Source organism: Streptomyces poonensis, assembly GCF_014650915.1.
GTDB classification, from domain to species: Bacteria; Actinomycetota; Actinomycetes; order Streptomycetales; family Streptomycetaceae; genus Streptomyces; species Streptomyces poonensis.
The window spans coordinates 114,446-139,834 of the sequence record NZ_BMVW01000013.1 but is presented as its reverse complement, the minus strand read 5'-3'; the positions used below and the strand labels follow the sequence as shown (position 1 = coordinate 139,834).

Sequence of the window (25,389 nt, the reverse complement as noted above, 5' to 3'; positions counted from 1 at the left end):
CTGTCTCCCCACCGAACGGTGCGATCGGAGAGTAACACGACCAGTCAGCTGTGAACAGAGATCACAGAGTTGGGATGCGTCGCAGCCTGCCCAGCAGCGCCTCGCTGCGTCCGCTCCGGGCGTCGCCGGCGGTGAACACCCTGCCCTCGTCGTCGGCCAGACGTCGTGTCAGCTCCATGGCCGCGTGGCGCTCGCCCGTGCGGACCAGCAGCACGGCGATCTCGTACCGCGTGTCCAGTACCGCGGGGTCCCCCGGTCCGAGCAGGCTGCGCTGCTCGGCGAGGACCGACCTCAGTTCGTCCAGGGCCTCGCGGGTACGGCCGAGCGCGGCCGCGCACAGGGCGGCTCCGGCGCGGGCCGCGAGGTGGTCGGCGTGCGTGAGGCCGGGGGTGGCCATGAGGTCGCCGTACTCCTCCAGGGCCCGGGCCGGGCTGCCGGACGCGTACAGGGCGGTTATCTCGGCCAGTCGCGGGTGTGCGGGTTCATGGTGCACGGGCTCCGCGTCGGCCGCCCGGGTCCGCGTGGTTTCCCGGGCCGGCGTCGGCGCCCAGGCGGTGAGCAACTCGGCAGCCTCCGCCGCGGACGCGGGGCGGTTCTCGGGCTTCTTCTCCAGCAGATCCGCCACCAGTTGCCGCAGCCCGGCGGGGACGCCCGAACGGCGGTCGGCGAGCGGGGGTACGGGTTCGTGCGCGTGCTGGTGGTACAGCATGAAGGGGCTGCCGGCCGTGAAGGGCGGGGCGCCGGTGAGCAGTTCGTACAGGACGCAGCCCAGCGAGTAGAGGTCGCCGGCGGGCGCGGTGTCGCCGACCGCCTGCTCGGGCGCCATGTAGAGGACCGTGCCGGGGGTGGCGTTGGGGGCGGTGAAGCGGGTCTCGCCGGGCTCGGGTTCCAGGGCTGCCGCGACGCCGAAGTCCAGGACCTTGATGCCCCCGTAGGTCGCACCGTCCTGGGTCGTCATCGAGGTCGTCATCAGGTTGGACGGTTTGAGGTCGCGGTGCACCACGCCCTGGCCGTGGGCGTAGGCGAGCACCTCAGCGGTGCGCCGTGCGACGTCGGCGGCGTGCTCGACGGTCAGCGGGCCCTCCGCCTTGAGCACCGCGTCGAGGGCGCGCCCGTGGACCAGGTCCATGACCAGGTACAGGTCGCCCTCGTGGCTGCCGTGGTCGTGGACGGCCGGGATGCCCGGGTGCGTGAGGCGGCTGGTGAGACGCGCCTCGCGCAGGAACCGGCGCTCCAGCGTGCCGGGTTCGGCACCGCGGCCGCGCGGGGAGAGAAGCTTCACGGCCACTTCCCGGTCGTGTGCGCGGTCGTACGCCGCCCAGACGACGCCCATACCGCCGCGGCCCAGTTCGCGCGTGAGCTCGTACGGTCCAAGGCTTCGTCGCATCGCGCCCGTCCCCACCTGTCCCGGCGCCTGCCGACGCCTGTCACACCCGTGCGACCGGGGGCGGTTCGGCGCACCCGGTCAACGCGGTGATTCTTTCATTCTTCAATCGTTCAGGCAGCTCTCGGTCCTTGCGGAACCAGGAAGGGCCGGCGGGGGTCCTCGGGCAGTCCGCGGCGGGTGGCCAGTCCGTGGTCCGGGGCCGGCAGGTGGGGTGCGAGGGCCGCGTAGACCTCGGCCGCGGAGGAGGGGCGGTCGTCCGGGCGCTTGGCGAGCAGGGACGTCACCAGTTCCTGGAGGTCGGCGGGGACGTCCACGCCGTGGTCGGAGATGAGCGGCGGGGGCGAGCTCAGGTGGCGGGAGGCGAGCAGCGCCGGCTGGTCGGTCGCGAAGGGGGCCTCGCCGGTGAGCATGTGGTGGAGGAGGCAGCCCACCGCGTAGAGGTCGCTGCGGCCGTCGAGCCGGTCCCGGCCGGCGAGCAGTTCGGGTGAGGCGCAGACGATGTTGCCGATGGCCTCGCCGGTCATCGTCAGGCGCGGGTCGGCCTCGGCGAGCACCTTCACCAGTCCGAAGTCCAGGATCTTGACGACGCCGTCCCGGCGGACCATGACATTCTGCGTCTTGAGGTCGCGGTGCACGAGGCCGGCGGCGTGGGCCGCGGACAGTCCGGCGCAGAGCTGGGCGGCGACGGCTGCGGCCGACGGGATGTCGAACCGTCCGTCCTCCCGCTGGTCGAAGAGGTACTCCAGCGTGGTGCCGTCGATCAGCTCCATCACCAGGCAGCAGGTGTCGTCCGTGATCGACGCGTCGAAGACCGTGGTGACGTTGGGGTGGTCGAGGCGCGCCGCGGCCCGCGCCTCCCGCTGGAAGCGGGTCACCGCCGCTGCGCGGCCGCTCGGCAGGGCCAGCAGTTCCGCGGCGACCGTCTTCACCGCCACGGGCCGTTCGAGATGCAGGTCGCAGCCCTGCCACACCGATCCCATCAGGCCCCGGCCGAGCACCCCCTTCAGCTCGTAGCGATCGTGGAGCACCATTCCCGGTGCGAACTCCTGCATATCTCCGCCCTCTGCACTTTTCACACAGCACCCTGACAGCGTTCTCTTGTGAACAGAGTCAATGAGCGTAGTAGCCTGCATTGCGGCATGCTGCGGCACGCCTGATCAAGGACGACCAAGGACGACCGGGCCAAGCACCTCGGAGACTGTTCGATGACCACAACCAGCGCCGTACCGGTGAGCTTGGCCGAGATCGCCCGGATCGCCGGCGTGGGCCGGGCCGCGGTGAGCAACTGGCGCCGCCGGCACGACTCGTTCCCGAGCCGTATAGGGGGCACGGACGTCAGTCCGCAGTTCTCCCTGGCGGAGGTCGAGCAGTGGCTGCGGGACAACGGCAAGCTCAAGGACGTCGGCGGCCGGGAGCTCCTCTGGCCGCGTTTCGAGGCGCTCGGCAGCCGGGACGAGTCGGGGCTGGCCATCGCCGAGGCGGCCCGCCGGATGCGGTCGCCTCGCGCGCGCGTCTCGCAGCCCGAACTGTCCGGGGCAGCCCGCGAACTGGTGGGTGAGGCTGCACGGCTGGGGCGCGCCGAAGGGTCGCGCGAGACCTTCGAGTTCCTGCTGCAGCGGTGGCTGGAGACGCATGTGCGGCAGCTCAGCACCACGCCGCCGCCGCTCGCCACGCTGATGACCCGGATCGCCCTCGCGGTTCGCCTCGGCGGCACGGACCAACGCGAACTGACCGTCCTGGACCCCGCCTGCGGCACCGGGCACCTGGCCGCCGCGGCACTGCAGGAGTACGACGGTCCGGGCCTGACCGTGCTGGCCTGTGAACGGGACCCGGCGCTCGCCGCGCTGGCCGCCGCCCGGCTCGGCTTCCTCACGGAGGACCGCGGCGTCCGCGCGGAGATCACCACGGCCGACGCGTTGCGGGACGACAGTTTCGCCGGGTCGGGGGCGGACATCGCGCTGTGCAATCCGCCGTTCAACGAGCGCGACTGGGGCTACGAGGAACTCGCCACCGACCAGCGCTGGACCCACGGCCTCCCCCCGCGCACCGAGCCGGAACTGGCCTGGGTGCAGCATCTGCTCGCCCACCTCAAGCCCGGCGGGACGGCCGTCGTCGTCCTGCCCCCCGCGGTCGCCTCACGCAAGGCGGGCCGTCGCATCCGGGGTTCCCTGCTGCGCACCGGTGCGCTCCGGGCGGTGGTGGCGCTGCCACCCGGCAGCGCCCAACCCCACAGCGTGTCCCTCCAGTTGTGGGTCCTCCGGGCCGCCCCGGACGGTTCCGCCGCCGCTCCGCCCGGCCAGGACGCGCTGCTCGTGGACGCCACAGGCTTCGCCAAACCCGGCGCACGCGAGCCGGGACCCGACTGGGACGCGCTCGGCTCCTTCGTCCTCACCGCCGTGCAGGCGCTCGACCACCCGGACCGCGAGCTGCCGGGAAGCGCCGTACGCGTTCCGCTCCTCGACCTCCTGGACGACGAGGTGGACGTCACGCCGGGCCGGTACACGGCGAACAGCACGGAGGCTTCCGGTGCCGAACTCGCCGCCTCCTGGGAGCACTTGCGTACTCACCTGGCCGAGCTGACCGACCATGTGCGGTATCTGTCGGGGCTCGGCTTCGAGAGCGGGACGGCGCAGACCACGGCCACGGTCGGGGACCTCCTCAAGGCCGGTGCCCTGACGTTGCGCGCCGGGCAGCAGCCGACGGAGACGGCCGTCGCGCCCCGTGAACCCACCGTGCCGCTGCTCACCGTCCCCGACCTGCTGATGGACGGTACCCCCAGCGGGACGGCCCCCGCCGGCTCCGCGCCCGCCGTCGTCGAGGAAGGGGACGTCGTGGTCGCCGGAGTCGTACGGGCGTTCAAGGCCTGGGTGCACAGTGGGCCGCCGCTGGCCCTGGGACCCCAGCTCTACGCGCTGCGGGTCGACCGGGAGAAACTGGACGCCCATTTCCTCGCCGGCTGTCTGCGCGCCCCCGCGAACGGCCGCCAGGCCGGCACCCACGCCTCCAGTTCCTCGCGTGTCGACATCCGGCGCCTGCATGTGCTCCAACTCCCCCTGGCGGAGCAGGCCGCGTACGCCGAGGCGTTCCGCCGCCTGAGGGCCTTCGAGACGCTCCTCACCAGGATCGACGGCTCGGGCAGGGGGCTGGTGGACGACGTGGGCGACCGGCTCGCGGCGGGCGGGCTGACCGCCTGACGGCGTCACGGGGCGCCATCGGCCGGGGCGCCGCTCAGGGGTCCTCCGGTCCTCCCCCGCTCGTCTCCAGGCCCTCAGGAAGCCGCCGCCCGCCCCACCGCCGCAAGACGGCTCAGCCGCGACGCACCGTGTGCAGCGTCATGGCGTAGGTGCCTGTGCCGTCCAGGAACGAGGCACCGCCGAGGTCGGCCATGGAGGGTCCGTTCACCGTCTTGCGGCTGGAGAGGAAGCGGCGCTTGCCGGCCGCGTCCGGCCCCAGGTAGATGCCGACGTGGTCGGTCGTGCGCCTGATCGTGCCGTTCTTGTCCCAGTCGTCCCCCGAGTCAGCGTTGAACAGCACCAGGTCCCCGGGCTGGAGCTGGGCCGCGGCGGGCGGTCCGGAGCCGGGGGAGACGGCGGCGTCGGTCAGCTCGGACACCGCGTTCTCGACCACCTTCTCGACGCGGAGTTCGACCGTGCCGCTGGTGAGGAAGGACAGCCGGGCGCGGTAGTGGTTGGTGGTGTTCCGGTAACCGAAGCACAGCGCGTACGAGACGGCCTGCCCCGTCTGGTCGTGGACGCGCTCGCCGTACTGGGCGGCACCGACGTGCCCGTCGCCCGCGATCAGGAAGCCGGCGGGAGCCCGCAAGATCCTGGGCGACGAGGCAACGCAGCACCCTGGCCGGTCAACGGCGCACGGGGGCAGCGGTTGCGCGGGGTTCACCAGGCCGGATGCGCAGCCGAGGACCACGAGCGGTGCCCGGCTGCACGCGGTCGGCGCCGGCCCGCCGGCCGCGTGCAGCCGGGCAGCTCGCGGCCTCCGGCCGGGTGCGGCCCGGACAGCCCGGTGCCCAGCAGCAGCGCCGCCACGCCCACGGCGATCGTCCAGTCGGTGACTCCGGCCGGGACAGCGAACCGTCTGTCCACGCCCGGGCCGACGGGAGGCAGCGCTCGCACCGCTCATACGCTCCGCGGGAGGGAACGGCGCCGCGGAGCTGTCACACGGTGGCCCGCCGCGCGTACACCTCTATCTCGATCTTCATCCGGGGGTCGGCAAGACCGCACATCAGCATCGTGGCGGCCGGCCGGACGTCGCCGAAGCAGCGGCGCAGGACCGGCCAGCAAGGCTCGAAGTCCGCACGGTCGGGCAGCAGGTAGCGCACCCGCACCACATCGGCGAAGGTGCAGTCCGCCCCGGCCAGCGCGGCCTCGATGTTGCGCAGGCACTGCTCGGCCTGCTCCACCACGTCGTCGGAGATCGTCATGGCGGTGTAGTCGAACCCGGTCGTCCCGGACACATGCACCCAGTCGCCGTCCACCACGGCACGGGCATAGCCGATCTGCTCCTCGAAGGTCGAGCCACTGAGGATCGCACGTCGCTCTGTCATGTGCCGAACGCTAGGTGACCAGCACAGATACGTCTAATACAGCTAAGGGCATGACCTGATATCAGTAAGCGTATGGAGCGTCTCGAACTTCCCCTCTCTCAGCTGCACGCCTTCGTCGTGCTCGCCGAGGAACTCCACTTCGGCCACGCGGCCGCCCGCCTGGGCATCGCCCAGCCGCCGCTGAGCCAGCAGATCCGCCGCCTGGAGGACAAGGTCGGCCACGCGCTGTTCAGCCGCGCGTCAGGAGGCGTCACGCTCACCCCGGCCGGCCACGAACTGCTGCCCGCCGCCCGGAGCGCCCTGACCGGCCTCGCGGACGGCCTGGCCGCGGCCCGTGCCGTGGGCAGCGGCCAGGCCGGCCGGCTGCGGATCGGCTTCGCCGCCTCCCTCGCCCTGACCGTCCTGCCCGGCCTGCTGCGCACCTTCCGGCAGCGGTTCCCCGGCGTGCACCTGGACATCCGGGAGATGCCCACCGCACCGCAGATCGCCGCCCTGCACGACAGGTCCATCGACGTCGGCCTGCTCCGCGAACCCCCTGCCACCGAGGAAGAACTCTGCTTCAGGACGGTACTCAGCGAGCCCTTCGTGGCCGTGCTCCCGGCCGCGCACCCTCTGGCCGGCCGGCGGACCGTGCACCTTGCGGAGCTGGCGGACTCTCCGTTCGTACTGCTGCCCCGTGCGGCCGGCCCAGGGCTGCACGACCAGATCACCGGCCTGTGCACCGCGGCGGGGTTCACCCCACGGACAACCCAGCGCGCGGTGGAGTGGCAGACCGTGTGCGCGCTCGTGGAGACCGGTCTGGGCGTCTCCCTGGCCCCGGCCGGCATCCGGCGCATCCGCCTCAAAGGCGTCGCCTTCCGCAGGATCGAGCCCAGCACGGCCCGCACGCGAGTCGCCGTCGCCTGGCGCGAGAATGAGCAGAACCCCCTGGTCACCCATCTGCTGGCCGCCGTCAGCCCCGAGCCTGTGGACCGGCCTCAGAGGTCCTCCCGGTCGGGGCGGTAGCCGACGAGGGCGGCTGCAGCCGTCCCCCAGCCGTCCATGTCCGCTCCGCGGCCCGCCCTGACGGCCGGACGGCGACCTAGACCTTCGGGTCCTGCTTCCAGTCCCGGGCAAGGAGACCGAGCAGCACCTCGTCCATGAACTCGCCCAGCACCCAGGCCGAGGAGCGCAGCACGCCCTCGCGGACAAAGCCGTTGCGCTCGGCGGAACGCAGCATCGCGGCGTTGTCCGACAGCGTCTCGATCTGCAGCCGCTGCAGGCCGCGCACGACGAAACCGTAGTGGCACAGCACCGCGACCACGTCGGTGCCGTAGCCCTTGCCGCGGCAGGACGGCCGCAGCCCCAGCCCGATGTGCGCGGACCGGTTGTGGGTGTCGATGCCCCACAGCGTCGCGGTGCCGACCAGTGTGCCGCCCTCCAGTTCCACCACGGAGAACGGGACGCTGCCCTGGTTCTTGTCGTCCACCACGAGCCGCGGATCCTGCGAGCCGGGCGTGATCGGCCGCCACGGCCCGCTCTCGGCCCGCGAGCCGTTGACCACGTCGTCGTAGAGCTCGGTCCGCAGGATCGGGATGTCGTCGTCGTGCCGGGCCCTGAGTCCGACCTTGCTGCCTCTTAGCATGCGAGATTCCTATCCGGCCGGGCCGACCGGCGGCAATCCATTAAGCGATCAGGAAGCCGCCGCCGGTCCCACCGCCGCGCCGTCGCCCCGGGCCGACGTGGCGATCAACTGGTCGATCAGCGCGACCAGCACCTCGCGGCACGAGCCGCGTTCCCGGGCGTCACAGAGCAGCACCTGGGTGCCCTCCGGCAGGGCGAGGGCGTCCCGGATCTCCTCGGGGGAGTACGGATGCTCGCCGTGGAAGCCGTTCACGCCGATGACGAAGGGGATCCCGCGCCGTTCGAAGAAGTCGATCGCGGCGAAGCTGCTCTCCGGACGGCGGACGTCGACGAGGACCACGGCGCCCAGGGCACCGATGGCCAGGTCGTTCCACATGAACCAGAAGCGCTGCTGACCGGGGGTGCCGAAGAGGTACAGCACCAGGTCGTCGCCGATCGTGATGCGGCCGAAGTCCAGGGCCACGGTGGTGGCCTGCTTCCGCTCGATGCCGTCGAGGTCGTCGACGCCCAGGCCGGCCATGGTCAGCGGTTCCTCGGTGCGCAGCGGGGCGATCTCACTGACCGATCCGACCATGGTCGTCTTGCCGACGCCGAAGCCGCCGGCGATCAGGATCTTCACCGCGTCCGGCGCCGCGGCGGCGCCCCGCGCGGCGGAGTCAGAGCCGGTCAAGTCCGTCCCTCACTTTCTGCAGCAGTTCCAGGTCCGGGGTGCGGGAGACGGGACGCGGCGGCCGGACCGTGATCCGGCCCACCCGCAGCAGGTCGCACAGCATGATGGTGATCACGCTGACCGGGAGGTCGAGCAGGGTGGCGAGCTCGGCCACCACCACCGGACGCTCGCACAGCCGCAGGATCCGCAGGTGCTCCGGCTGCGGCCGCGGGCCCCCGTCGGGCTGCGGGTCGACCGCGGTCACCGACGTGATGAGCGTGAAGTCGGTGCGATCCGGTTTCGTACGGCCTCCGGTCAGGGTGAACGGCCGGACCAGACGGCCGGCCGTATCGCCTCCGCTCACCTCACTGGCCGCTGGTGCCGGCCGTGCCCGCGGCCGTGCCGCGCGGCGCCGCGCTCAGGTGCTCGCCGATCTTCTTCACCAGCATGTTCATCTGGTACGCCACCACGCCGACGTCCGCGTTCTGCGAGGTGAGCACGGCCAGGTGGGCGCCCGGCCCGGCGTTGGTCAGGATGAGGTAGGAGTCGCGCATCTCGATGAGCGCCTGGCGCACGGGACCGCCCCGGAAGTCCATGCTGACGCCCTTGCTGAGGCTCATCAGCCCGGACGCGGTGGCCGCCAGCCGTTCGGCGTCGTCGCGGACGAACGCCGTGGACTTGCTGACGACCAGACCGTCCTCGGAGAGCACGACGGCGTGGTTCACCTCGGCGACCCGGTCCACCAGTCCGGTGAGCAGCTGGTCGAGCTGGCTGTGCGTGGCGGGGGTGGGGCGTGTCATGTCTCTTCTCTGTCCTTCATGAGCGGTCGGAGCGGTTCGTGCGGTGCGTGCGGTTCACGCGGTTCGAGGTTCTCGGTCCCTGCGCTCTCGGTCTCTGCGCTCTCGTCACGGGCGAGGAGCGTGCCGCGCTGGAAACCGGCGAGTGAGGAGGCCGCGCGCTCGGCGGTGAAGTCGTCGGCGGGGTCGGGGAGACCGGGGGAATCGGGGGAATCGCTGTGGTCCAGCGAGCCCGGGGAGTCGTCGTGCCGGGACGGCCGGACGTCCTCGCGCAGCTCGGCCGCCAGGCTGGTCTGCGGTATCCGGCGCGGCAGCGGGGCCGCTTCCCCGCGCCCGCGCCCGCCGGCCCGGGCGGTACCCGCTCCGGCCGCCGGCGAGAGGCGGGGTGCGGCGGATCGTGACGCGGCGGCCGTGGCGGTGCCGCCGGTCCGTACGTGCCCGGCGTCGTCGGCTCGTACGTGCCCGGCGGCATCCGGCTCCGCCGCGTGCTCCCAGGTCCCCTCCGCGTCACCGGCCGCCCCGGTGGCGGAACCCCGCGCGTGGGCGACCGCCTCGTGGGCCGGCGGTGCGGTGGCGAGGCGGGCGAACGCGGGCACGGCCTCCTCCATGTCGCCGGTGTCCTCGGCGGGCCCGTCGGCGTCGGTGAGTTCGCGTACCACGATGTCGTGCGGGACCAGCACGATCGCGGTGGTGCCGCCGTACGGCGAGGGGCGCAGGGTGACGGTGATGCCGTGCCGGGTGGCGAGCCGGGCGATCACGAACATGCCGAGCCGCAGATCGTCGGCGAGCGCGACGACGTCGAACTGCGGTGCCTCGGCCAGCTGGGCGTTGAACGCGGCGTAGTCCTCGTCGGAGAGACCGAGACCGCGGTCGTCTATCTCCACGGCGAGGCCCTTGGCGACCATCGCGGCCCGTACGGTCACGGGGCTGGGCGCGGGCGAGTACGCGGTCGCGTTGTCGATGAGCTCGGCCAGCAGGTGGATGACGTCCGCCACGGCCGGCGGCGCCACGTACACCTCCTCCTCGGTGTGCACCTCGACCCGCTGGTACTGGGCGACCTCGCCGACGGCGCTGCGCAGGATGTCGATGAGGGCGACCGGCCGGGACCAGGTGCGGCCCGGGCGCTCGCCGCTGATGATGACGAGGTTCTCCTCGTAGCGGCGCAACTGGCTGGCGGTGGAGTCGAGTTCGTACAGGCCCTCCAGGACGTGCGGGTCCTGGTGCCGGCGTTCCAGCGCGTCGAGCTTGCTGAGCTGGAGGTTGACCAGGTTCTGGCTCTGCCGGGCGATGCCCAGGATGACCTTCTGGAAGCCGCGCCGGGTGTCGGCGAGTTCTACCGCGGTGTGCACGGCGGTGCGCTGCGCGGTGTTGAACGCCTCGGCGACCTGGCCGAGTTCGTCGCGGCCGTAGTCCAGGGGCGGGGTGGCGGACTCCACGTCGACCGTCTCGCCCCGGTTCAGGCGGGCGACCACGTCGGGCAGCCGCTCCTGGGCGAGACGGAGGGTGGCCATGCGCAGTCCCCGCAGGCGCAGCGACAGCGAGCGGGTGATGCGCCAGGACATCACGGCGCACAGCAGCATGGCGACGAGGCCGCCGGCGCTCAGCGAGGCGGCCTTGACGATCAGGCCGCGGGCTTCATCGGCGCTGCGTTCGAGCAGGCCCTCGGTCTCCGCCTGGATCAGCTCCCGGTACTGGGCGATGAGCGTGTCCATCGTGGCCCGCCACCGCTCCCGCGTGTCCGGCAGCACGGTCCGGCGGTCGACGCCGACGCCCGTGGTGCGGCCCGCGAGCACCTGCTCCTCCAGGGCTTCCATGATCTTCCACTCGGAGCTCTGCAGGATCCGCTCGGTCCGGGTCTTCACGCTGCCCTGCAGGGACGGGACGAGCTGGTTCGTCACCAGCCAGCGGCGGGCCCCGACCAGGTTCTCGAACCGGGTCCGGGACTCTTCGTCGAGCCGCCCGGACGGCCAGGCGAGCGTCAGCAGGGCGTCCTCCTGGGAGACGAGCTCCGCGGCCTGCTCCGCGGCGATGAGCGGCTGGGCCTGCGAGGTGAGGTCGCCGTCGTCGACCTGGGAGAGCTCCTGGAAGGCGTGGATCTGCTCGTCGATGATGGAGGTGTAGTGGTCCAGCGCCTGCTGCGCGGTGATGTCGGTGGGGTCGTCGACCTGTTCCCGGTAGTACTCGAGGCTGTCGGCCGCGGCGATGACGGAGTACAGCCGGTCGCCGATGCGGGACGGGGCGTCGTCGATCGCGTCCGACCGGCCGACGAGTTTCGCGATCGCCGCGTCGGTGCGCCCCCGTTGGGCGTCGAGGGCGTCCCTCGCACCGTCGGATCCGGCCAGCCACGCGGCCGACAGGCTGCGCTCGCGCTGCAGGGCGAGGGTGGCGTCGGTGCCCATGGCCCCGGTCGACCTGCTCAGCCCGGTCTGCTCCCGCAGCCGCAGCCCCTCCGAGAACATCTGGATCGTCGTCACACCCCACATGGCGGCGAGGGTGACGCTGGGGATCAGCGCCAGGAGGATCAGCGAGAGACGTATGGAGCCGAGACGGCGCCGGGCACCTGTCCGTGGGGGCATCGTCGTCCTTGGGCGATCGGCGGGGGCGGATGGGGTGTCGGGGTGGTGCGGGGGCGAACGGTGGTGGCGATGCGGATTGCGGTACGAGAGGTGCGCAGGATGCTATCCCGACGCGTCCCGGTCAACAGGTCGCGGTCAACAGGGCCCGATCGAAACCTTCCGGTCGACGCGTCCCGGTCGGCACCTCCCGCTCAACGCGTCCCGTTCGCCGCGAACTTCGCCACCTCGCCGACGTTCTGCCGGGTGACGAAGGCGGGTCCGGTGAGCACCGGGGCCTCCCCGCCGCCGCTGACGTTCCCGTTCCGTTCGTAGAGCCAGAGGGCGTCCACCGCGAGATAGCCCTGCAGATACGGCTGCTGGTCGACCGCGAACTCCACGTCGCCCTCCCGTACCGCCCCGACCAGGTCCTCGCTGAGGTCGAAGGTGGCGATCCGGGCCTTGCTGCGGGCCCGGTCCACCGATGTGACGGAGGCGAGGGCGAACTGGGCGCCCAGCGTGACGACCTGGTCGACGGTGGGGTCCCGCCGCAGCGCCTCCGCCACGGAGTCGGTCACCGCGTCCATGTCGGTGCCGTCCACGTACAGGTTCTCGGTCTCGCCGCCGAAGGCCTTCCGCACTCCGGCGCAGCGGGCTTCCATGGCGACGTTGCCCCGTTCGTGGACGACGCACAGCGCGTGCTCGGCCTTCAGGTCGTCCAGCTTGTCGCCGAGGGCGCGGCCCGCGAGGCTCTCGTCCTGCCCGAAGTACTGCAACAGCCCCTGTGTCCGCCAGGCGTCGATCCCGGAGTTGAGGCCGACCACGGGTATGCCGGCCGCCCGGGCCTCGGCCACCGCGCCGCGCATCGCGGCCGGTTTGGCCAGGGTCAGCGCGATGCCGTCGACCCGGTCGTCGACCGCGTCCCGCACCAGTGCGGCCTGCTCCGCCGCGTCGGCGGCGCTCGCGTACGTCAGCTCGACGCCGTCCTTGGCCGCCGCGGTCTCAGCCCCCTTCCGCACCAGCTCCCAGAAGGCGTCGCCGTCGGCGCCGTGAGTGATCATGGCGACCTTCATTCCGGCGGTGCCCGCGCCGTCGGCCGCTGCGGAGCCGGTGTCGTCCGCGTCGGAGCAGCCGGACGCGAGCAGGCAGACGGCGGCCACGACGGAGACGAGGACCGCGGCACGGGCGGCTCCGGGGGAACCGTCGGATGCGGGGGACGTGATCATGGGGGGTGCGGCACCTCGCTGTGCGGCCGTTGTCGGGGGCAGGGGGAGGGCGAAGCCGACGCGGCCACCGGGACGGTGCGCGCCGGTTTCCGGACTTTCGCTGGCCGGAGCCAATCGCGTGTGCGTCCGGTAGTCAAGTGAGCGATCAAGAAGGGCCGGTGCGACCGTTCGGCGCCGGGCCTGCAACCCCGCCGCAACGTGGCCCGGGCTTGACTGCTCACCACCGCCCCTGCCGACCGTCCCGGGACGAAGGGATGCCCCGTGAGCGACATCGTGCCCCGCGTACAGCTGACCCCCGCCGCCGCCGAGCTGGTGCGGCGGCTGAGCGCGTCCCACGGCCCGCTGATGTTCCATCAGTCCGGCGGCTGCTGCGACGGCAGCGCCCCCATGTGCTACCCGGCGGGCGAGTTCCGTACGGGCGCCGCGGACGTGCTGCTGGCCGAGCTGGAGGTCGACGGGGTGGACGGGCCGGTCCCGTTCTGGATGTCGCGGAACCAGTACGAGGTGTGGAGCCACACCCGGCTGATCGTCGACGTGGTGGCGGGACGGGGCGGCGGGTTCTCGCTGGAGGCGCCCGAAGGAGTGCGTTTTCTGATCCGTTCCCGCGTCGTCGAGGGCTGACCGTCGTCTTGGCGTCCGCCGTCTGATGCACTTCTCTGAAGGACTGTAAATGTGACGAGGCATCAGACGAGGCACCAGGAGGCGCCGTGGCGCGTCGGCTCGGACGGCTCAGATCGGTACTGACGGTCCTCACGGCCTGGAGCGCGCTGGCCGGTGGTGTCCTGGTGGGGGCGCCACCGGCCAGCGCTGCGCCGGACGCCGCGAAGATCGCGCCGGGCGTCCGCTACACCGAGCTGGACGTTCCGGCGTCCTCGGGTGTGGCGCACGCCCATGTGCTCAGCGTCGACCTGCGCGTCCCGGGCGTACGGGTCGGCCTCCTGCGCCCCGGAGCGGTGGCCGCCCGGGCGGCCGTGTCACGGCTCGCGCGCAGCGCGGGCGCCGTGGCGGGCGTCAACGGCGACTTCTTCAACATGAGCGAGACCCAGCATCCGGGCGTCCAGGCCACGGGCGCGCCGGTCGGCCCCGCGATCGCGGGCGGCCGCACGCTGAAGGCCGCCGTCCCGGACGGCCAGCGGTTCGGCCCGGCCCTGCCGCCCGGCACGAGCACCCGGGACGTGCTCGGCGTCGGCACCGACCGCAGGGCCCGCCTGGACAGCCTCACCCTCAAGGGCTCGGTCACCACGGCCGGGGGGACCCTCCCCCTCGGCGGCCTCAACCAGTACGCGCTGCCGGAGGATTCCGTCGGCGCGTTCACCGCGGCCTGGGGCGGCGCCTCCCGGGAGCGCGCCACCTGCGGCACGGACAGCGACCGGGCGGCGCCCTGCAGCAAGGACACCCATGAGGTGACGGTCCGGGGCGGCCGGGTGGTCTCGGAGGCCGCCGCTCCGGGCCGCGGCCCCATCGCCTCCGGTACCACCGTCCTGGTGGGCCGGGAGGAGGGCGCCCGGAAGCTGCGCAAGCTGTCCGTGGGCGACCGGGCCGGCGTACGGCACCGGCTCGTGGCCGCGAGGAGCCGCACCCCGTACGTGTTCGCGGTGGGCGGCCATCCCGTCCTCGCCGCGGGCCGGCCCCTGCCCGGGCTCGACGACAGGACCCCGGCCGTACGGACCGCCGCGGGGATCGCGGACGGCGGACGCCGGCTGCTGCTGGTCGCCCTGGACGGCGCGCCGGAGTTCCGCAGGGGACTCACCGTCGCCGAGACGGCGGCTCTCATGAGCCGGCTGGGCGCACGGGACGCGTTCAACCTCGACGGCGGCGGCTCGTCCACCCTGGTCGCGCGCAGGCCGGGAGGGGGTTCCGCCGTGGTGCGGAACCATCCCAGCGGCGGCGCGGAACGGCCCGTGCCCAACGGCATCGGCGTGTTCTCGGGCCGCTGAAGGGCTCTGGTCCGTCGGAGGATTCTGGGCCGTCGGAGAGCCGGCCCAGCCTGCCCACCTTGGATTGTGCGAGAGTGCCCTGTCCTGAAGACCGGGGGTGAATCGCATCTCCAGCCTGCTCCGCCCTCGGCCGTGGGCATGGATTCGCACTGTCCACCCGTGCCCACGGCTGCCCGCGCTCAGTCCGGGCGCTTCTGCTGGGCGATGTAGTCCTTGACCACCTGGAGCGGGGCACCGCCGCATGAGCCCGCGCACTTCGCCTCGTTCGTCATCGAGACCGGTCCGGAGGAGGCCCTCCCCGCCACCACGCCGGAGGTCGGTATCGACCTCGGCCTCGGCCACTTCGCGGTCCTCTCCGACGGCACGAAGGTCGACAGCCCGCGCTTCCTGCGCCGGGCCGAGAAGCGCCTGAAGAAGGCGCAGCGCGCCCTCGCCCGCAGAACGAAGGGCTCGAAGAACAGGGACAAGGCCAGGACCCGCGTCGCACAGGCACACGCCCGTGTCGCGGACGCACGGAGGGAGTTCCATCACCAGCTCTCCACGAGGCTGATCCGCGAGAACCAAGCGGTCGCCGTGAAGATCGGCCGGTTCGAGCCGACCTCCCAGGTGTGCTCCGCGTGCGGCGTCAAGGACGGCCCGAAGCCGCTGCACGTCCGGGAGTGGACGTGTGGGGCGTGCGGGACCGTCCTCGACCGAGACACCAACGCGGCCGTGAACACCGGCCGGGCCGCCGGACTGGCGGTGTCAGCCTGTGGAGCGCAGGTGAGACGGGCACCCGCCGGGCCTCCGGGCTCGGGGGGGTGTCAAGGTCTCAGGCTGCTGACCACGTCCGTCGTCGCCGCGAGCCCGTTCTGGATGGTCGGCGCCATGCTCGTGCTCGCCAGATGGAAGCCCAGCAGTACGCAGACCAGGGCGTGCGACAGCTTCAGCGCGCCGTTGCGCAGGAAGACCACCGCCAGGATCGCGAGCAGCATCAGCACCGAGATGGAAACGGCCATCGTGAACCTCCTCCGCCACGTCCGTTTCGCGGCGTTCGGCCGCAAGTGTGGCGTAGCGGAGGGGCCGTCCGGGCGGCTGACCTGTCCGCCGAACGTGTGGTGTTCCGCCCGGAACCGTTATGACGGGGCGTTATCCGGTGTCAGGCCCGCTCGTGGGCGTCGAGGAACGCCTCCAGCCCCGCGAGGTCGTCCGTGTTGAGGTGGTCGACGCCGGCCGCGAGGAGTTCGCCCCACAGTGCGTCCCGGGCCGGGCCCGGCTGGTCGGGTGTGGCCCAGAAGCGGACCCGCTGCCCGCGCGCGTGGGCCGTCGACACGATCTGGCGCAGCTTGGCCCGTTCGGCCTCCGGGAAGGTGCCCACGCCGAGCCAGGTGAAGTTGAGGGTCCAGTTGTCGCTGATCAGCGGGATGAGGGAGGCGGGCGCCGGACCGCCGAGGTCGGCCAGGCGGCCGTCGTAGAAGGCACGCCGCACCTTCTGCGCCTCCATCGGCACGCGGGCCGCGCGGTCACCGGAGATCACCGCGGTGACCGGTCCGGTGCGGACGCGGCCGTGGTCGTACGTCGTGAACAGGTGCCGGTAGCGGCGCAGCCGCCGGTCGAGTTCCAGGTAGGTCGACGCGCCCTCGGTCTTGATGTCGACGAGCAGCTGCAGCGGCTTGCGGTGCCCGCGGTACACGGCGCCGCCGTTGGCCCTGACGCGGGCCGCGAGGGGGTCGAGGTAGAGGGATTCAAGCGTGCGGGACGGGTCGAGGTCGACCGCGTCATGGGCGACCAGCAGCTCACCGTCGACGAGCCAGATGTCGGCCTCGACGCTGCCGAAGCGGTGGTCGAGGGCGTCGTACAGGGGCCGCGGGTGCTCGTAGTCGTTGTGGGCGTGGGCACGCCACAGGGGGCGGGGGCCGTGCTCGCGCTCGCCCGCCCACGCGCCGGTGGCGGGCAGGGCGGCGGTGCCCGCGAGGGCGGCGCCGAGGGTGAGGAGTCTGCGGCGGGTGGTGACGGCCATGCTCTGCCTCCGTGGGAGTACCGGACTGACGGAACCTCAGCGAGTATGAGGTCCGTCCGCGGGCGAGGAGCAGAGCCGCGCGAGGAGTTGGCCGGACCGTCGTCGGTCGTTCACTTCACCCGGGCGGCGGGCCCGCGAAAGCCCGCCCCAGCTGGGACGGGCTTTCCCCGCGTCTCCGCGGGCTCCCTCGGGCGTGCGTCAGGGCGCCCGGAGGTCGACCAGTTCGGCCAGTGCCGCGCGGTGGCCGCCCGCCGTGCCGTACGCGATCGAGTCGGCCTTGGCCCGCTTGAGGTACAGGTGCGCGGGGTGCTCCCACGTCATGCCGATCCCGCCGTGCAGCTGGACGGCCTCCTCGGCCGCGCGGACCGCGACGGGCGCGGCGTAGGCCTGGGCGACGGCCACGGCGACGGCTGCGTCCTCGTCACCGGTGGCGAGGAGGTCCGCCGCGTTCCGCGCCGCCGCCCGCAGGCTGACGACCTCCAGCCACAGCTGCGCGAGGCGGTGCTTGAGCGACTGGAAGCCGCCGACGGGCCGGTTGAACTGCTTGCGTTCCTTCAGGTGGCGGACCGTCTCGGTCAGGCACCAGTCGGCGAGGCCGGACTGCTCGGAGGCCAGCAGTCCGGCCCCGGCGCGCAGGGCCCGGCGTACGGCGGGTTCGGCGGCGCCCAGCCGTGTGCCCGGCGCCCCGTCGAGGACGACCGTCGCCACCGGCCGGGTCAGGTCCAGCGACACCTGCGGTGTGACGGTCGCGGCGTCGGCGGCCACCGCGTACAGGCCGCCGTCGTCGGCGGGGACGAGCAGCACGTCGGCGGCGGCCGCGTCCGCGATGCCGGTCAGCTCCCCGTGCAGGACGCCGTCCGCCAGCCGTACGGTCCGGTACGCGCCGTGCGGGGCCACGTTCAGCGCGACGGCGAGGGCGCCGATCGTGCGGCCGGCCGCCAGCTCGGCGAGCAGGTCGTCGGCGCCGCACTTGAGGAGCGCTTCCGTGGCCACGACTGCGCTGGTCAGGTACGGCACGGGGGCGACCGCCCGCCCCAGTTCCTCCAGGACGACGGCGGCCTCGCGGTGCGTGGCGCCCTGGCCGCCGCGCTCCTCGGGCACCAGCAGCCCGGCGAGGCCCATGCCCTCGGTGAGCGCCTTCCACAGCGGCCGGTCGTGCGGCGCGTCGGACTCGGTGCGGGCGATGACGCCCGGCGCGTCGCAGTGGTCGGTGAGGAGGTCCCGTACGGCGGCCCGCAGCGCCTCTTCCTCCTCCGAGTACAGCAGATCGGGCTGCGTGCTCGTCGGTGTCGTGCTCATCGGGACAGGTCCTTCCAGGCGACGTCCTTGTCGGTGCGCGGCTCGGCGGGCAGGCCCAGGACGCGCTCGGCGACGATGTTCAGCAGGACCTCGCTGGTCCCGCCCTCGATGCTGTTGCCCTTGGATCGCAGATAGCGGTAGCCGGCGTCCCGGCCGGTGAAGTCGACCAGCTCGGGGCGGCGCATGGTCCAGTCGTCGTACAGCAGGCCCTCCTCGCCGAGGAGTTCCACCTCCAGACCGCTGATCTGCTGGTTGAGGCGGGCGAAGGCGAGCTTCATACCGGCGCCCTCGGGGCCGGGCTGGCCGGCCACGAGCTGCTGGCGCAGCCGCTCGCCGGTGAGGCGGGCGACCTCGGCCTCCACCCACAGGGTGAGCAGCCGCTGGTGCAGGTCGTGGGTGCGCAGCTCGGGCCGTTCGCGCCAGGTCCCGGAGACCGGGCCGATCATGCCGCCCTCGCGGGGCAGCCGGGCGCCGCCGATGGCGACCCGCTCGTTGTTCAGCGTGGTCTGCGCGACCCGCCAGCCGTCGCCGACCTCGCCGAGACGGTGCGCGTCCGGGATGCGGACGTCGGTGAGGAACACCTCGTTGAACTCGGCCTCGCCGGTGATCTGCCGCAGCGGCCGCACCTCGACGCCGGGGTCGGTCATGTCGCAGACGAAGTAGGTGATCCCGCGGTGCTTGGGCACGTCCGGGTCGGTACGGGCGATGAGGATGGCCCAGCGGGCGAGATGGGCGCTGGAGGTCCACACCTTCTGCCCGTTGACCACCCAGTCCTCGCCCTCAGGCACGGCCCGCGTACCGAGCGCCGCGAGGTCGGACCCGGCGCCCGGCTCGCTGAACAGCTGGCACCAGACCTCCTCGCCCGTCCACAGCGGCTTCAGGAAGCGCCGCTTCTGCTCCTCCGTGCCGTACTGGAGGATCGTGGGCGCGGCCATGCCGAGGCCGATGCCGATGCGCCGGGGGTCGTTGTCTGGGGCGCCCGCGGCCGCGAGTTCGGCGTCCACGACGGGCTGGAGGGAGCGCGGGGCGCCGAGGCCGCCGAGGCCCTCCGGGAAGTGCACCCAGGCCAGCCCCGCGTCGAAGCGGGCCCGGAGGAAGTCCAGGCGGTCCGTCGTGGCCGGCGGGTGCGCGGCCAGCAGTTCGGCGGTGCGGCGCCTGAGTTCGGCCGCGTCGGTCGCGCCGGTCATGCGGCGGCTCCCTTCTCCAGGACGACGGCCACCCGGCCGGTCGTCACCCCGTCGGCGACGCGCTGCACGGCGGCCGACGCCTCCTCCAGCGGTACGCGCTCGCTGACCAGCGGCTTGATCGCGCCGCGCGCGGCCAGCTCGGTGAGCTGCTCGTGGCAGCGCAGGACCGACTCGGGGTCCTTGGTGTTGTACAGGCCCCAGTGCAGGCCGAGGATCGAGTAGTTCTTGACCAGGGCGTGGTTGAGGGCGGGGCTCGGGATGGAGCCGCTCGCGAAGCCGACGACCACGATCCGGCCCTCGAAGGCGACGACCTTGGCGGACTGGGCGTAGGCCGCGCCGCCCACCGGGTCGTAGATCACGTCCGCGCCGCGACCGCCGGTGGCCTCCTTGACGGCGGCGATCACGTCCTCCGCGCGCCGGTCGACGACGACGTCGCAGCCCAGCTCGCGCGCCACGGCGGCCTTCCCGGCGCCGCCGACGACGCCGATGACCGTGGCGCCCGCGGCCTTGCCGAGCTGTACGGCCGCGCTGCCGACGCCTCCCGCGGCGGCGTGGACGAGCAGGGTCTCGCCGGCCTGGAGACCGGCCCGCCGGTGCAGGCCGAACCAGCCGGTCTGGTAGCCGATGTGCAGGGCGGCGGCCTCGGCGTCGTCCAGCGCGTCGGGCGCGGGGAGCAGGGCCACGGCGTCCGCGACGGCGTACTCGGCGAAACCGCCGTACGGCAGCACCGGGGTGGCGATCACCCGGCGCCCGTCCTCGGTCTCGCCGCAGATCTCCACCCCGGGCGTGAACGGCAGCGGTGGCCTGACCTGGTACTGCCCCCGGCACAGCAGCGCGTCGGGGAAGTTGACGTTCGCGGCGCGCACCCTCAGCAGGACCTGGCCGTCGCCGGGCACGGGCCGCGCCGCGTCCTGGTCGAGGCGCATCACCTCGCTCGGCTCGCCGTTCTCGTGCACGTGCCATGCCTGCATGCGGGGCCTCCACAGACTGCGTCGTCCGACGGGATCGCCTCGCATACTAAGCGGTCGCTTGCACGGAGGGAACAGTTCGCGGCACCTCAGCCGGAGCGCTCGGCACCGGCCGGCCGTGCCCGCACGTGCATCCGCTCCCCCTGCGGCCCGAACAGGCTCAGAAACTCCACCGGCCCCTCCCCCGTCGACCCGAACCAGTGCGGCACCCGCGTGTCGAACTCGGCGGCCTCCCCCGCCGTCAGCACCACGTCATGCTCGCCCAGCACCAGCCGCAGCCGCCCGGAGAGCACGTACAGCCACTCGTACCCCTCGTGCGTCCGCGGCTCCGGCTCCTCCTTGCGCCGGGGTTCGAGCACCTTGAACGCCTGGAGGCCGCCGGGCTGCCGGGTGAGCGGCCAGTGGGTGCGCCCGTGCCGAGTGATCGGCTCGGCGCGGACCCGGGGGTCGCCGACCGGCGGGGCGCCCACCAGCTCGTCCAGCGGCACCTGGTGGGCCCGGGCGATCGGCAGCAGCAGCTCCAGGCTGGGTTTGCGCAGCCCCGACTCCAGGCGGGAGAGCGTGCTCACGGAGATTCCGGTGGCCCGGGACAGCGCCGCGAGGGTCACCTCGCGCTCCTTGCGGATGCGCCGCAACCGGGGGCCGACGCCCGACAGGACGTCGTCCGTGCTCGTGTCCTTGTCATTCATGGAGTTATTGCAGGATCGGCAAAGCCATTTGTCAATACAGCACCGTTCGGGCGACTGTCTCCGTGGAGGTGGTCACCATGACCGAGAAGACCGACCGGACCGGGACCTACGAAGTGATCGTCATCGGCGGCGGCGCGGCCGGGCTCTCCGCCGCGCTGGTCCTGGGCCGGGCCCGGCGCCGTACGCTCGTCGTCGACGCGGGTGAGCCGCGCAACGCGCCCGCCGCGCACATGCAGGGCTACTTGTCGCGCGACGGGATGCCGCCCGCCGAGTTCCTCGCCGTGGGGCGCGAGGAGATCGCCCGGTACGGCGTCGAGCTGGTCCGGGACCGGGCGGTGGACGTGCGCCGCGAGCGGGACTTCACGGTGGTGCTGGCCGGCGGGCGCACCGTACGCGCCCGGCGGCTGGTCGTCGCCACCGGACTGGCCGACGAGCTGCCGTCCGTACCGGGGGTCGCCGAGCGCTTCGGACGGGACGTCCTGCACTGCCCGTACTGCCACGGCTGGGAGGTGCGCGACGAGGCCTTCGGAGTGATCGCCACCTCGCCGATGAGCGTCCACCAGGCGCTGCTGGTCACCCAGTGGTCGAAGGACGTGACCCTGTTCGCGCACACGCTCGGCGAGGAGGCGATCTCCGACGAGGACCTGCGCAGGCTCGCCGCCGCAGGGGTCTCCGTGGTGCCGGGCGAGGTCGCGGGGCTCGTCGTCGAGGACGACCGGCTGACCGGGGTCCGGCTGGCCGACGGTTCCGTGCACGCGCGGTCCACGGTGTTCGTCGCGCCCCGGTTCGTACCGCGCACGGGGCTGCTGGAGCGGCTGGGCGCCGAGATGAGGGAGACCCCGTTCGGCACGGCTCCCGTGACCGACGAGACGGGGCGGACCACGGTGCCGGGCGTGTGGGTGGCGGGCAACACCACGCTGACGTCCCAGCAGGTGGTGCACGCGGCCGGGGACGGTTACCGGGCGGCGGCCACGATCAACCACGAGCTGGTCATGGAGGACCTCGACGCGGCCGTCACGACCGGCGCCCAGGTGTAGACCGCCCATATCCGTTGCACTCTGAAGGCATGCTGTTCGCCGAGCTCGCCCGTGTGTCCCAGGAGGTCGCCGCCACCTCGGCGCGCACCCGGAAGACCGCCCTGCTCGCCGAGCTGTTCCGGGACGCCGAGGCGGACGACGTGCCGATCGTCATCCCGTATCTGGCGGGCCGGCTGCCGCAGGGCCGCCTCGGCATCGGCTGGAAGCTGCTGAGCCGGCAGATCGCGCCCGCCACCGGGCCGACGCTGACCGTGCGGGAGGTGAACGCCCGGCTGACGGAGATCGGCACGGTGTCGGGCACCGGCTCGCAGGCCGAGCGCAGTCGCCTGGTCGGCGCGCTGCTGGCGGCGGCCACCGAGCACGAGCAGCGGTTCCTGATCGGGCTGCTCACCGGGGAGGTCCGGCAGGGCGCTCTGGACGCGCTGGCCGCGGAGGGTCTGGCCGCGGCGACCGGGGCGCCCCCGGACGCCGTACGGCGCGCGGTGATGCTCGCGGGCTCGCTGCAGGCCGTGGCCGGGGCGCTGCTCGCGGACGGTCCGCCGGCCCTCGACCGGTTCCGGCTCACCGTCGGCCGTCCGGTCTGGCCGATGCTGGCGCACACCGCTTCCTCGGTCGCGGAGGCCGTGGGCAAACTGGGCGAGTGCGCCGTGGAGGAGAAACTGGACGGCATCCGCGTCCAGGTGCACCGCGACGGCGACGACGTACGGATCCACACCCGCACCCTGGAGGACATCACCGACCGCCTGCCCGAACTCGTCGCGGTGGCGCGGGAGTTGGGCGAGCAGCGGTTCATCCTCGACGGGGAGGTGATCGCACTGGACGAGAACGGGCGGCCGCGGCCCTTCCAGGAGACCTCCGGCCGGGTGAGTTCGCGGGTGGACGTGGAGTCGGCCGCGCGGCAGGTGCCGGTCTCGCCGGTGTTCTTCGACGCGCTGTCCGTCGACGGCCGCGAGCTGCTCGACCTGCCGTTCGCCGAGCGGCACGCGGAGCTGGCCCGGCTGGTGCCCGAGCCGATGCGGGTGCGGCGCACCCTCGCGCACGGCCCGGACGACGTGGCCGCCGCGGAGGAGTTCCTCACGGAGACGCTGGCGCGCGGGCACGAGGGCGTCGTGGTCAAGGGCCTCGACGCTCCCTACAGCGCGGGCCGGCGCGGCGCGTCCTGGCTGAAGATCAAGCCCGTCCACACCCTCGACCTGGTGGTGCTGGGTGCCGAGTGGGGCAGCGGCCGGCGCACCGGCAAGCTCTCCAACCTGCACCTGGGCGCACGCAACCCGGACGGCTCCTTCGCCATGCTGGGCAAGACCTTCAAGGGCATGACCGACGCGCTGCTCGCCTGGCAGACCGAACGGCTCCCGGAGCTGGCGGCCGAGGAGCACCGCTGGGGGTTCACCCTGCGCCCCGAGCTCGTCGTGGAGATCGCGTACGACGGCCTGCAGCGCTCCAGCCGCTACCCGGCCGGTGTCGCGCTCCGCTTCGCCCGCCTGGTGCGCTACCGCGAGGACAAGTCGCCGGCCGAGGCCGACACGGTGGAGACGGTGCTCGCCGCGCACCCCGGGGTGGCCGCCCGGCCCGGGGCGGCCGGATGACGGCTGCCCGGCACAGCGCGGGACTGCTGCTGTACCGCCGTACCGCGGGCGGCGGCCCGGAGGTGCTGCTCGGTCACATGGGCGGCCCGTTCTTCGCCCGGCGGGACGCCGGGGCGTGGACCGTGCCGAAGGGCGAGTACACGCCCGACGAGCCCGCCTGGGAGGCCGCGCGCCGCGAGTGGCGGGAGGAGCTCGGCCTGCCGCCGCCCGACGGGGAGGCCGTGCCGCTGGGCGAGGTGCGGCAGGCGGGCGGCAAGACGGTCACCGCCTGGGCGGTCGAGGGCGACCTCGATCCGGCGGCCGTGGTGCCCGGCACCTTCCCCCTGGAGTGGCCGCCGCGCTCGGGGCGGATCCAGGAGTTCCCCGAGCTCGACCGGGTGGAGTGGTTCACCCTCGACCGGGCCCGTTCGGTGATCGTGAAGGCGCAGACGGCGTTTCTGGACCGGCTGACGGAGCACTCGGACCGAGAGTGATGACCGACGCAGCCGTCAGGAGGAGGTCAGCCATGCCCATCGCCACGGTGAACCCGGCGACCGGCGAGACGCTCGAGACGTACGACGCCCTCAGCGAGGAGGAGATCGAGCGCAGGCTCGCCACGGCGGACAGCACGTTCCGTACGTACCGGACGACCTCCTTCGACGAGCGGGCCCGGCTGCTGCGCCGGGCCGCCGAGCTGCTGGAGGAGGACCGGCAGGACATCGCCCGCACGATGACGAGCGAGATGGGCAAGCCGATCACGCAGGCACGCGCCGAGGCCGACAAGTGCGCCAAGGCGATGCGCTGGTACGCCGACCATGCCGCGGAGCTGCTCGCCGACGAGGAGCCCGCCGGGCACGACGTGAAGGACTCCGGGGGCTCCCGGGCCTACGTCCGCTACCGGCCGCTCGGCCCGGTGCTCGCGGTGATGCCGTGGAACTTCCCGCTCTGGCAGGTGGTGCGGTTCGCCGCGCCCGCGCTGATGGCGGGCAACGTGGGCCTCCTCAAGCACGCCTCGAACGTGCCGCAGACGGCGCTGTACCTGGAGGACCTGTTCCGCCGGGCGGGCTTCCCGGAGGGCTGCTTCCAGACGCTGCTGATCGGGTCCTCCGCGGTGGAGGGCGTCCTGCGGGACCGGCGCGTGAAGGCCGCGACCCTCACCGGCAGCGAACCGGCCGGGCGCTCGGTCGCCTCGGTCGCCAGTGACGAGATCAAGAAGACGGTGCTGGAGCTGGGCGGCAGCGACCCGTTCGTGGTGATGCCGTCGGCGGACGTCGAACGGGCCGCGCGGGTCGCGGTGACGGCGCGTACGCAGAACACCGGACAGTCGTGCATCGCCGCCAAGCGGTTCATCGTGCACGAGGACGTGTACGACGCCTTCACAGAACGGTTCGTCGAGGGCATGAAGGCCCTGAAGGTCGGCGACCCGCTGGACGAGGACACCCAGGTCGGCCCGCTCTCCAGCGAGCGGGGCCGCGACGACCTGGCGGAACTGGTCGACGACGCGGTCGAGCACGGCGCGACGGTCCTGTGCGGCGGCGAGCGCCCCGACGGGCCCGGCGCGTACTACCCGCCGACCGTCCTCGCCGACGTCACCCCCGAGATGCGCATCCACCAGGAGGAGTCCTTCGGTCCGGTCGCCACGCTGCACCGGGTCGCCGGCCTCGACGAGGCGGTCGCGGTCGCCAACGACACGCCGTTCGGGCTGAGTTCCAACGTGTGGACCCGCGAGGAGGCGGACATCGACCGGTTCGTACGGGACCTGGAGGCGGGCGGGGTGTACGTGAACGGGATGACGGCGTCCCACCCGGCGCTCCCGTTCGGCGGAGTGAAGCGGTCCGGGTACGGGCGTGAGTTGTCGGGACACGGAATCCGCGAGTTCTGCAACATCACCACGGTGTGGCACGGGGCGTGAG

General features: G+C 73.1%; 25 protein-coding genes and 1 pseudogene. 9 read left to right on the top strand and 17 right to left on the bottom strand.

Going from position 1 to position 25,389, the window contains the following annotated elements; genetic code table 11:
• Window positions 1-61: 61 nt before the first annotated feature.
• Together IE242_RS27085 and IE242_RS27080 are read right to left on the bottom strand one after the other, a co-directional pair.
• Window positions 62-1,387 carry a serine/threonine-protein kinase gene (locus IE242_RS27085; protein ID WP_189863736.1) on the bottom strand — a complete coding sequence of 442 codons (1,326 nt, stop codon included), beginning with the start codon at window positions 1,385-1,387 and terminating at the stop codon, window positions 62-64.
• A 110-nt stretch (window positions 1,388-1,497) separates the two neighbouring features.
• Window positions 1,498-2,418: a serine/threonine-protein kinase gene (locus tag IE242_RS27080; protein ID WP_229859476.1), complete on the bottom strand. Its 921-nt coding sequence runs from the start codon at window positions 2,416-2,418 to the stop codon at window positions 1,498-1,500.
• A 174-nt stretch (window positions 2,419-2,592) separates the two neighbouring features.
• Here IE242_RS27080 and IE242_RS27075 point away from each other — a divergent pair, with 174 nt between their 5' ends.
• Window positions 2,593-4,581 (top strand): N-6 DNA methylase, encoded by a 1,989-nt coding sequence (locus IE242_RS27075; protein WP_189863732.1) that lies wholly within the window; start codon window positions 2,593-2,595, stop codon window positions 4,579-4,581.
• A gap of 112 nt (window positions 4,582-4,693) precedes the next feature.
• Here the strand turns inward: IE242_RS27075 and IE242_RS38015 are convergent, their stop codons facing one another.
• The 3 genes from IE242_RS38015 to IE242_RS27060 all read right to left on the bottom strand — a co-directional run bounded on the left by IE242_RS38015 (window position 4,694) and on the right by IE242_RS27060 (window position 5,948).
• A complete protein-coding gene (locus IE242_RS38015) occupies window positions 4,694-5,209 on the bottom strand; it encodes a hypothetical protein (RefSeq protein WP_229859474.1) in 516 nt (171 codons plus the stop codon).
• Window positions 5,210-5,280: 71 nt separating this feature from the next.
• On the bottom strand, window positions 5,281-5,517 hold the full coding sequence (locus IE242_RS27065; protein ID WP_189863904.1) for a hypothetical protein: 237 nt from the start codon (window positions 5,515-5,517) through the stop codon (window positions 5,281-5,283).
• Between the two features lie 41 nt (window positions 5,518-5,558).
• Window positions 5,559-5,948, bottom strand: coding sequence for a RidA family protein (locus IE242_RS27060; RefSeq protein WP_189863730.1), 390 nt, complete (start codon window positions 5,946-5,948; stop codon window positions 5,559-5,561).
• 72 nt (window positions 5,949-6,020) lie between these two features.
• Between IE242_RS27060 and IE242_RS27055 the strand changes: the two genes are divergently transcribed.
• On the top strand, window positions 6,021-6,953 hold the full coding sequence (locus IE242_RS27055; RefSeq protein WP_189863728.1) for a LysR family transcriptional regulator: 933 nt from the start codon (window positions 6,021-6,023) through the stop codon (window positions 6,951-6,953).
• 76 nt (window positions 6,954-7,029) lie between these two features.
• On the opposite strand, the gene IE242_RS27050 is transcribed toward IE242_RS27055, so the two are convergent.
• From IE242_RS27050 to IE242_RS27025, 6 genes are all read right to left on the bottom strand, one after another.
• Window positions 7,030-7,572, bottom strand: coding sequence for a GNAT family N-acetyltransferase (locus tag IE242_RS27050; RefSeq protein WP_189863726.1), 543 nt, complete (start codon window positions 7,570-7,572; stop codon window positions 7,030-7,032).
• Between the two features lie 48 nt (window positions 7,573-7,620).
• Complete coding sequence (locus tag IE242_RS27045; RefSeq protein ID WP_189863724.1) at window positions 7,621-8,241, bottom strand: GTP-binding protein; 621 nt, start codon at window positions 8,239-8,241, stop codon at window positions 7,621-7,623.
• Window positions 8,228-8,584, bottom strand: coding sequence for a DUF742 domain-containing protein (locus IE242_RS27040; RefSeq protein ID WP_189863722.1), 357 nt, complete (start codon window positions 8,582-8,584; stop codon window positions 8,228-8,230). Before IE242_RS27040 ends, IE242_RS27045 begins: the two co-directional genes overlap by 14 nt.
• Before the next feature lies 1 nt (window position 8,585).
• Window positions 8,586-9,020, bottom strand: coding sequence for a roadblock/LC7 domain-containing protein (locus IE242_RS27035; RefSeq protein ID WP_189863720.1), 435 nt, complete (start codon window positions 9,018-9,020; stop codon window positions 8,586-8,588).
• Window positions 9,017-11,593: a sensor histidine kinase gene (locus IE242_RS27030; protein WP_189863718.1), complete on the bottom strand. Its 2,577-nt coding sequence runs from the start codon at window positions 11,591-11,593 to the stop codon at window positions 9,017-9,019. Before IE242_RS27030 ends, IE242_RS27035 begins: the two co-directional genes overlap by 4 nt.
• 191 nt (window positions 11,594-11,784) lie before the next feature.
• Window positions 11,785-12,795 (bottom strand): substrate-binding domain-containing protein, encoded by a 1,011-nt coding sequence (locus IE242_RS27025; RefSeq protein ID WP_189863716.1) that lies wholly within the window; start codon window positions 12,793-12,795, stop codon window positions 11,785-11,787.
• A 261-nt stretch (window positions 12,796-13,056) separates the two neighbouring features.
• On the opposite strand from IE242_RS27025, the gene IE242_RS27020 reads away from it, so the two are divergent.
• The 3 genes and pseudogenes from IE242_RS27020 to IE242_RS27010 all read left to right on the top strand — a co-directional run.
• On the top strand, window positions 13,057-13,416 hold the full coding sequence (locus IE242_RS27020) for a DUF779 domain-containing protein (protein ID WP_189863714.1): 360 nt from the start codon (window positions 13,057-13,059) through the stop codon (window positions 13,414-13,416).
• 86 nt (window positions 13,417-13,502) lie between these two features.
• Window positions 13,503-14,732, top strand: a complete 1,230-nt coding sequence (locus tag IE242_RS27015) for a phosphodiester glycosidase family protein (protein WP_189863712.1) — start codon at window positions 13,503-13,505, stop codon at window positions 14,730-14,732.
• Between the two features lie 252 nt (window positions 14,733-14,984).
• A pseudogene (locus IE242_RS27010) lies at window positions 14,985-15,530 on the top strand (RNA-guided endonuclease TnpB family protein); the annotation flags it as partial.
• A gap of 5 nt (window positions 15,531-15,535) precedes the next feature.
• Here the strand turns inward: IE242_RS27010 and IE242_RS27005 are convergent.
• The 6 genes from IE242_RS27005 to IE242_RS26980 form a co-directional block, all read right to left on the bottom strand.
• Window positions 15,536-15,730: a hypothetical protein gene (locus tag IE242_RS27005; protein ID WP_189863710.1), complete on the bottom strand. Its 195-nt coding sequence runs from the start codon at window positions 15,728-15,730 to the stop codon at window positions 15,536-15,538.
• A 140-nt stretch (window positions 15,731-15,870) separates the two neighbouring features.
• A complete protein-coding gene (locus IE242_RS27000) occupies window positions 15,871-16,731 on the bottom strand; it encodes a phosphatidylinositol-specific phospholipase C/glycerophosphodiester phosphodiesterase family protein (RefSeq protein WP_189863708.1) in 861 nt (286 codons plus the stop codon).
• Between the two features lie 198 nt (window positions 16,732-16,929).
• Window positions 16,930-18,030 (bottom strand): acyl-CoA dehydrogenase family protein, encoded by a 1,101-nt coding sequence (locus IE242_RS26995; protein ID WP_189863706.1) that lies wholly within the window; start codon window positions 18,028-18,030, stop codon window positions 16,930-16,932.
• Window positions 18,027-19,217, bottom strand: a complete 1,191-nt coding sequence (locus IE242_RS26990) for an acyl-CoA dehydrogenase family protein (RefSeq protein WP_189863704.1) — start codon at window positions 19,215-19,217, stop codon at window positions 18,027-18,029. Before IE242_RS26990 ends, IE242_RS26995 begins: the two co-directional genes overlap by 4 nt.
• Window positions 19,214-20,188 carry an NADPH:quinone oxidoreductase family protein gene (locus IE242_RS26985; RefSeq protein WP_189863702.1) on the bottom strand — a complete coding sequence of 325 codons (975 nt, stop codon included), beginning with the start codon at window positions 20,186-20,188 and terminating at the stop codon, window positions 19,214-19,216. Before IE242_RS26985 ends, IE242_RS26990 begins: the two co-directional genes overlap by 4 nt.
• An 86-nt stretch (window positions 20,189-20,274) precedes the next feature.
• Window positions 20,275-20,874, bottom strand: coding sequence for a helix-turn-helix domain-containing protein (locus tag IE242_RS26980; RefSeq protein ID WP_189863700.1), 600 nt, complete (start codon window positions 20,872-20,874; stop codon window positions 20,275-20,277).
• Window positions 20,875-20,951: 77 nt separating this feature from the next.
• Between IE242_RS26980 and IE242_RS26975 the strand changes: the two genes are divergently transcribed.
• Genes IE242_RS26975 through IE242_RS26960 form a run of 4 tightly spaced genes read left to right on the top strand, consistent with a single transcriptional unit; the run spans window position 20,952 to window position 25,388 of the window.
• On the top strand, window positions 20,952-21,911 hold the full coding sequence (locus IE242_RS26975; RefSeq protein WP_189863698.1) for an NAD(P)/FAD-dependent oxidoreductase: 960 nt from the start codon (window positions 20,952-20,954) through the stop codon (window positions 21,909-21,911).
• Window positions 21,912-21,940: 29 nt separating this feature from the next.
• Window positions 21,941-23,497, top strand: coding sequence for an ATP-dependent DNA ligase (locus IE242_RS26970; RefSeq protein WP_189863696.1), 1,557 nt, complete (start codon window positions 21,941-21,943; stop codon window positions 23,495-23,497).
• A complete protein-coding gene (locus IE242_RS26965; protein WP_189863694.1) occupies window positions 23,494-23,970 on the top strand; it encodes an NUDIX hydrolase in 477 nt (158 codons plus the stop codon). The genes IE242_RS26970 and IE242_RS26965 overlap by 4 nt, the downstream gene beginning before the upstream one ends.
• A 32-nt stretch (window positions 23,971-24,002) precedes the next feature.
• Entirely contained in the window at window positions 24,003-25,388 is a 1,386-nt protein-coding gene (locus IE242_RS26960; RefSeq protein ID WP_189863692.1) for an NADP-dependent succinic semialdehyde dehydrogenase, read from the top strand.
• Window position 25,389: the final 1 nt, after the last annotated feature.

Coding starts and splice junctions, on each gene's coding strand:
- IE242_RS26990 (WP_189863704.1), bottom strand. CDS start 19,217: ATGACCGGCGCGACCGACGCGGCCGAACTCAGGCGCCGCACCGCCGAA.
- IE242_RS27060 (WP_189863730.1), bottom strand. CDS start 5,948: ATGACAGAGCGACGTGCGATCCTCAGTGGCTCGACCTTCGAGGAGCAG.
- IE242_RS26970 (WP_189863696.1), top strand. CDS start 21,941: ATGCTGTTCGCCGAGCTCGCCCGTGTGTCCCAGGAGGTCGCCGCCACC.
- IE242_RS27050 (WP_189863726.1), bottom strand. CDS start 7,572: ATGCTAAGAGGCAGCAAGGTCGGACTCAGGGCCCGGCACGACGACGAC.
- IE242_RS26980 (WP_189863700.1), bottom strand. CDS start 20,874: ATGAATGACAAGGACACGAGCACGGACGACGTCCTGTCGGGCGTCGGC.
- IE242_RS27030 (WP_189863718.1), bottom strand. CDS start 11,593: ATGCCCCCACGGACAGGTGCCCGGCGCCGTCTCGGCTCCATACGTCTC.
- IE242_RS26960 (WP_189863692.1), top strand. CDS start 24,003: ATGCCCATCGCCACGGTGAACCCGGCGACCGGCGAGACGCTCGAGACG.
- IE242_RS27035 (WP_189863720.1), bottom strand. CDS start 9,020: ATGACACGCCCCACCCCCGCCACGCACAGCCAGCTCGACCAGCTGCTC.
- IE242_RS27000 (WP_189863708.1), bottom strand. CDS start 16,731: ATGGCCGTCACCACCCGCCGCAGACTCCTCACCCTCGGCGCCGCCCTC.
- IE242_RS27080 (WP_229859476.1), bottom strand. CDS start 2,418: ATGGTGCTCCACGATCGCTACGAGCTGAAGGGGGTGCTCGGCCGGGGC.
- IE242_RS27085 (WP_189863736.1), bottom strand. CDS start 1,387: ATGCGACGAAGCCTTGGACCGTACGAGCTCACGCGCGAACTGGGCCGC.
- IE242_RS27055 (WP_189863728.1), top strand. CDS start 6,021: ATGGAGCGTCTCGAACTTCCCCTCTCTCAGCTGCACGCCTTCGTCGTG.
- IE242_RS26995 (WP_189863706.1), bottom strand. CDS start 18,030: ATGAGCACGACACCGACGAGCACGCAGCCCGATCTGCTGTACTCGGAG.
- IE242_RS27025 (WP_189863716.1), bottom strand. CDS start 12,795: ATGATCACGTCCCCCGCATCCGACGGTTCCCCCGGAGCCGCCCGTGCC.
- IE242_RS26965 (WP_189863694.1), top strand. CDS start 23,494: ATGACGGCTGCCCGGCACAGCGCGGGACTGCTGCTGTACCGCCGTACC.
- IE242_RS27075 (WP_189863732.1), top strand. CDS start 2,593: ATGACCACAACCAGCGCCGTACCGGTGAGCTTGGCCGAGATCGCCCGG.
- IE242_RS27005 (WP_189863710.1), bottom strand. CDS start 15,730: ATGGCCGTTTCCATCTCGGTGCTGATGCTGCTCGCGATCCTGGCGGTG.
- IE242_RS26985 (WP_189863702.1), bottom strand. CDS start 20,188: ATGCAGGCATGGCACGTGCACGAGAACGGCGAGCCGAGCGAGGTGATG.
- IE242_RS26975 (WP_189863698.1), top strand. CDS start 20,952: ATGACCGAGAAGACCGACCGGACCGGGACCTACGAAGTGATCGTCATC.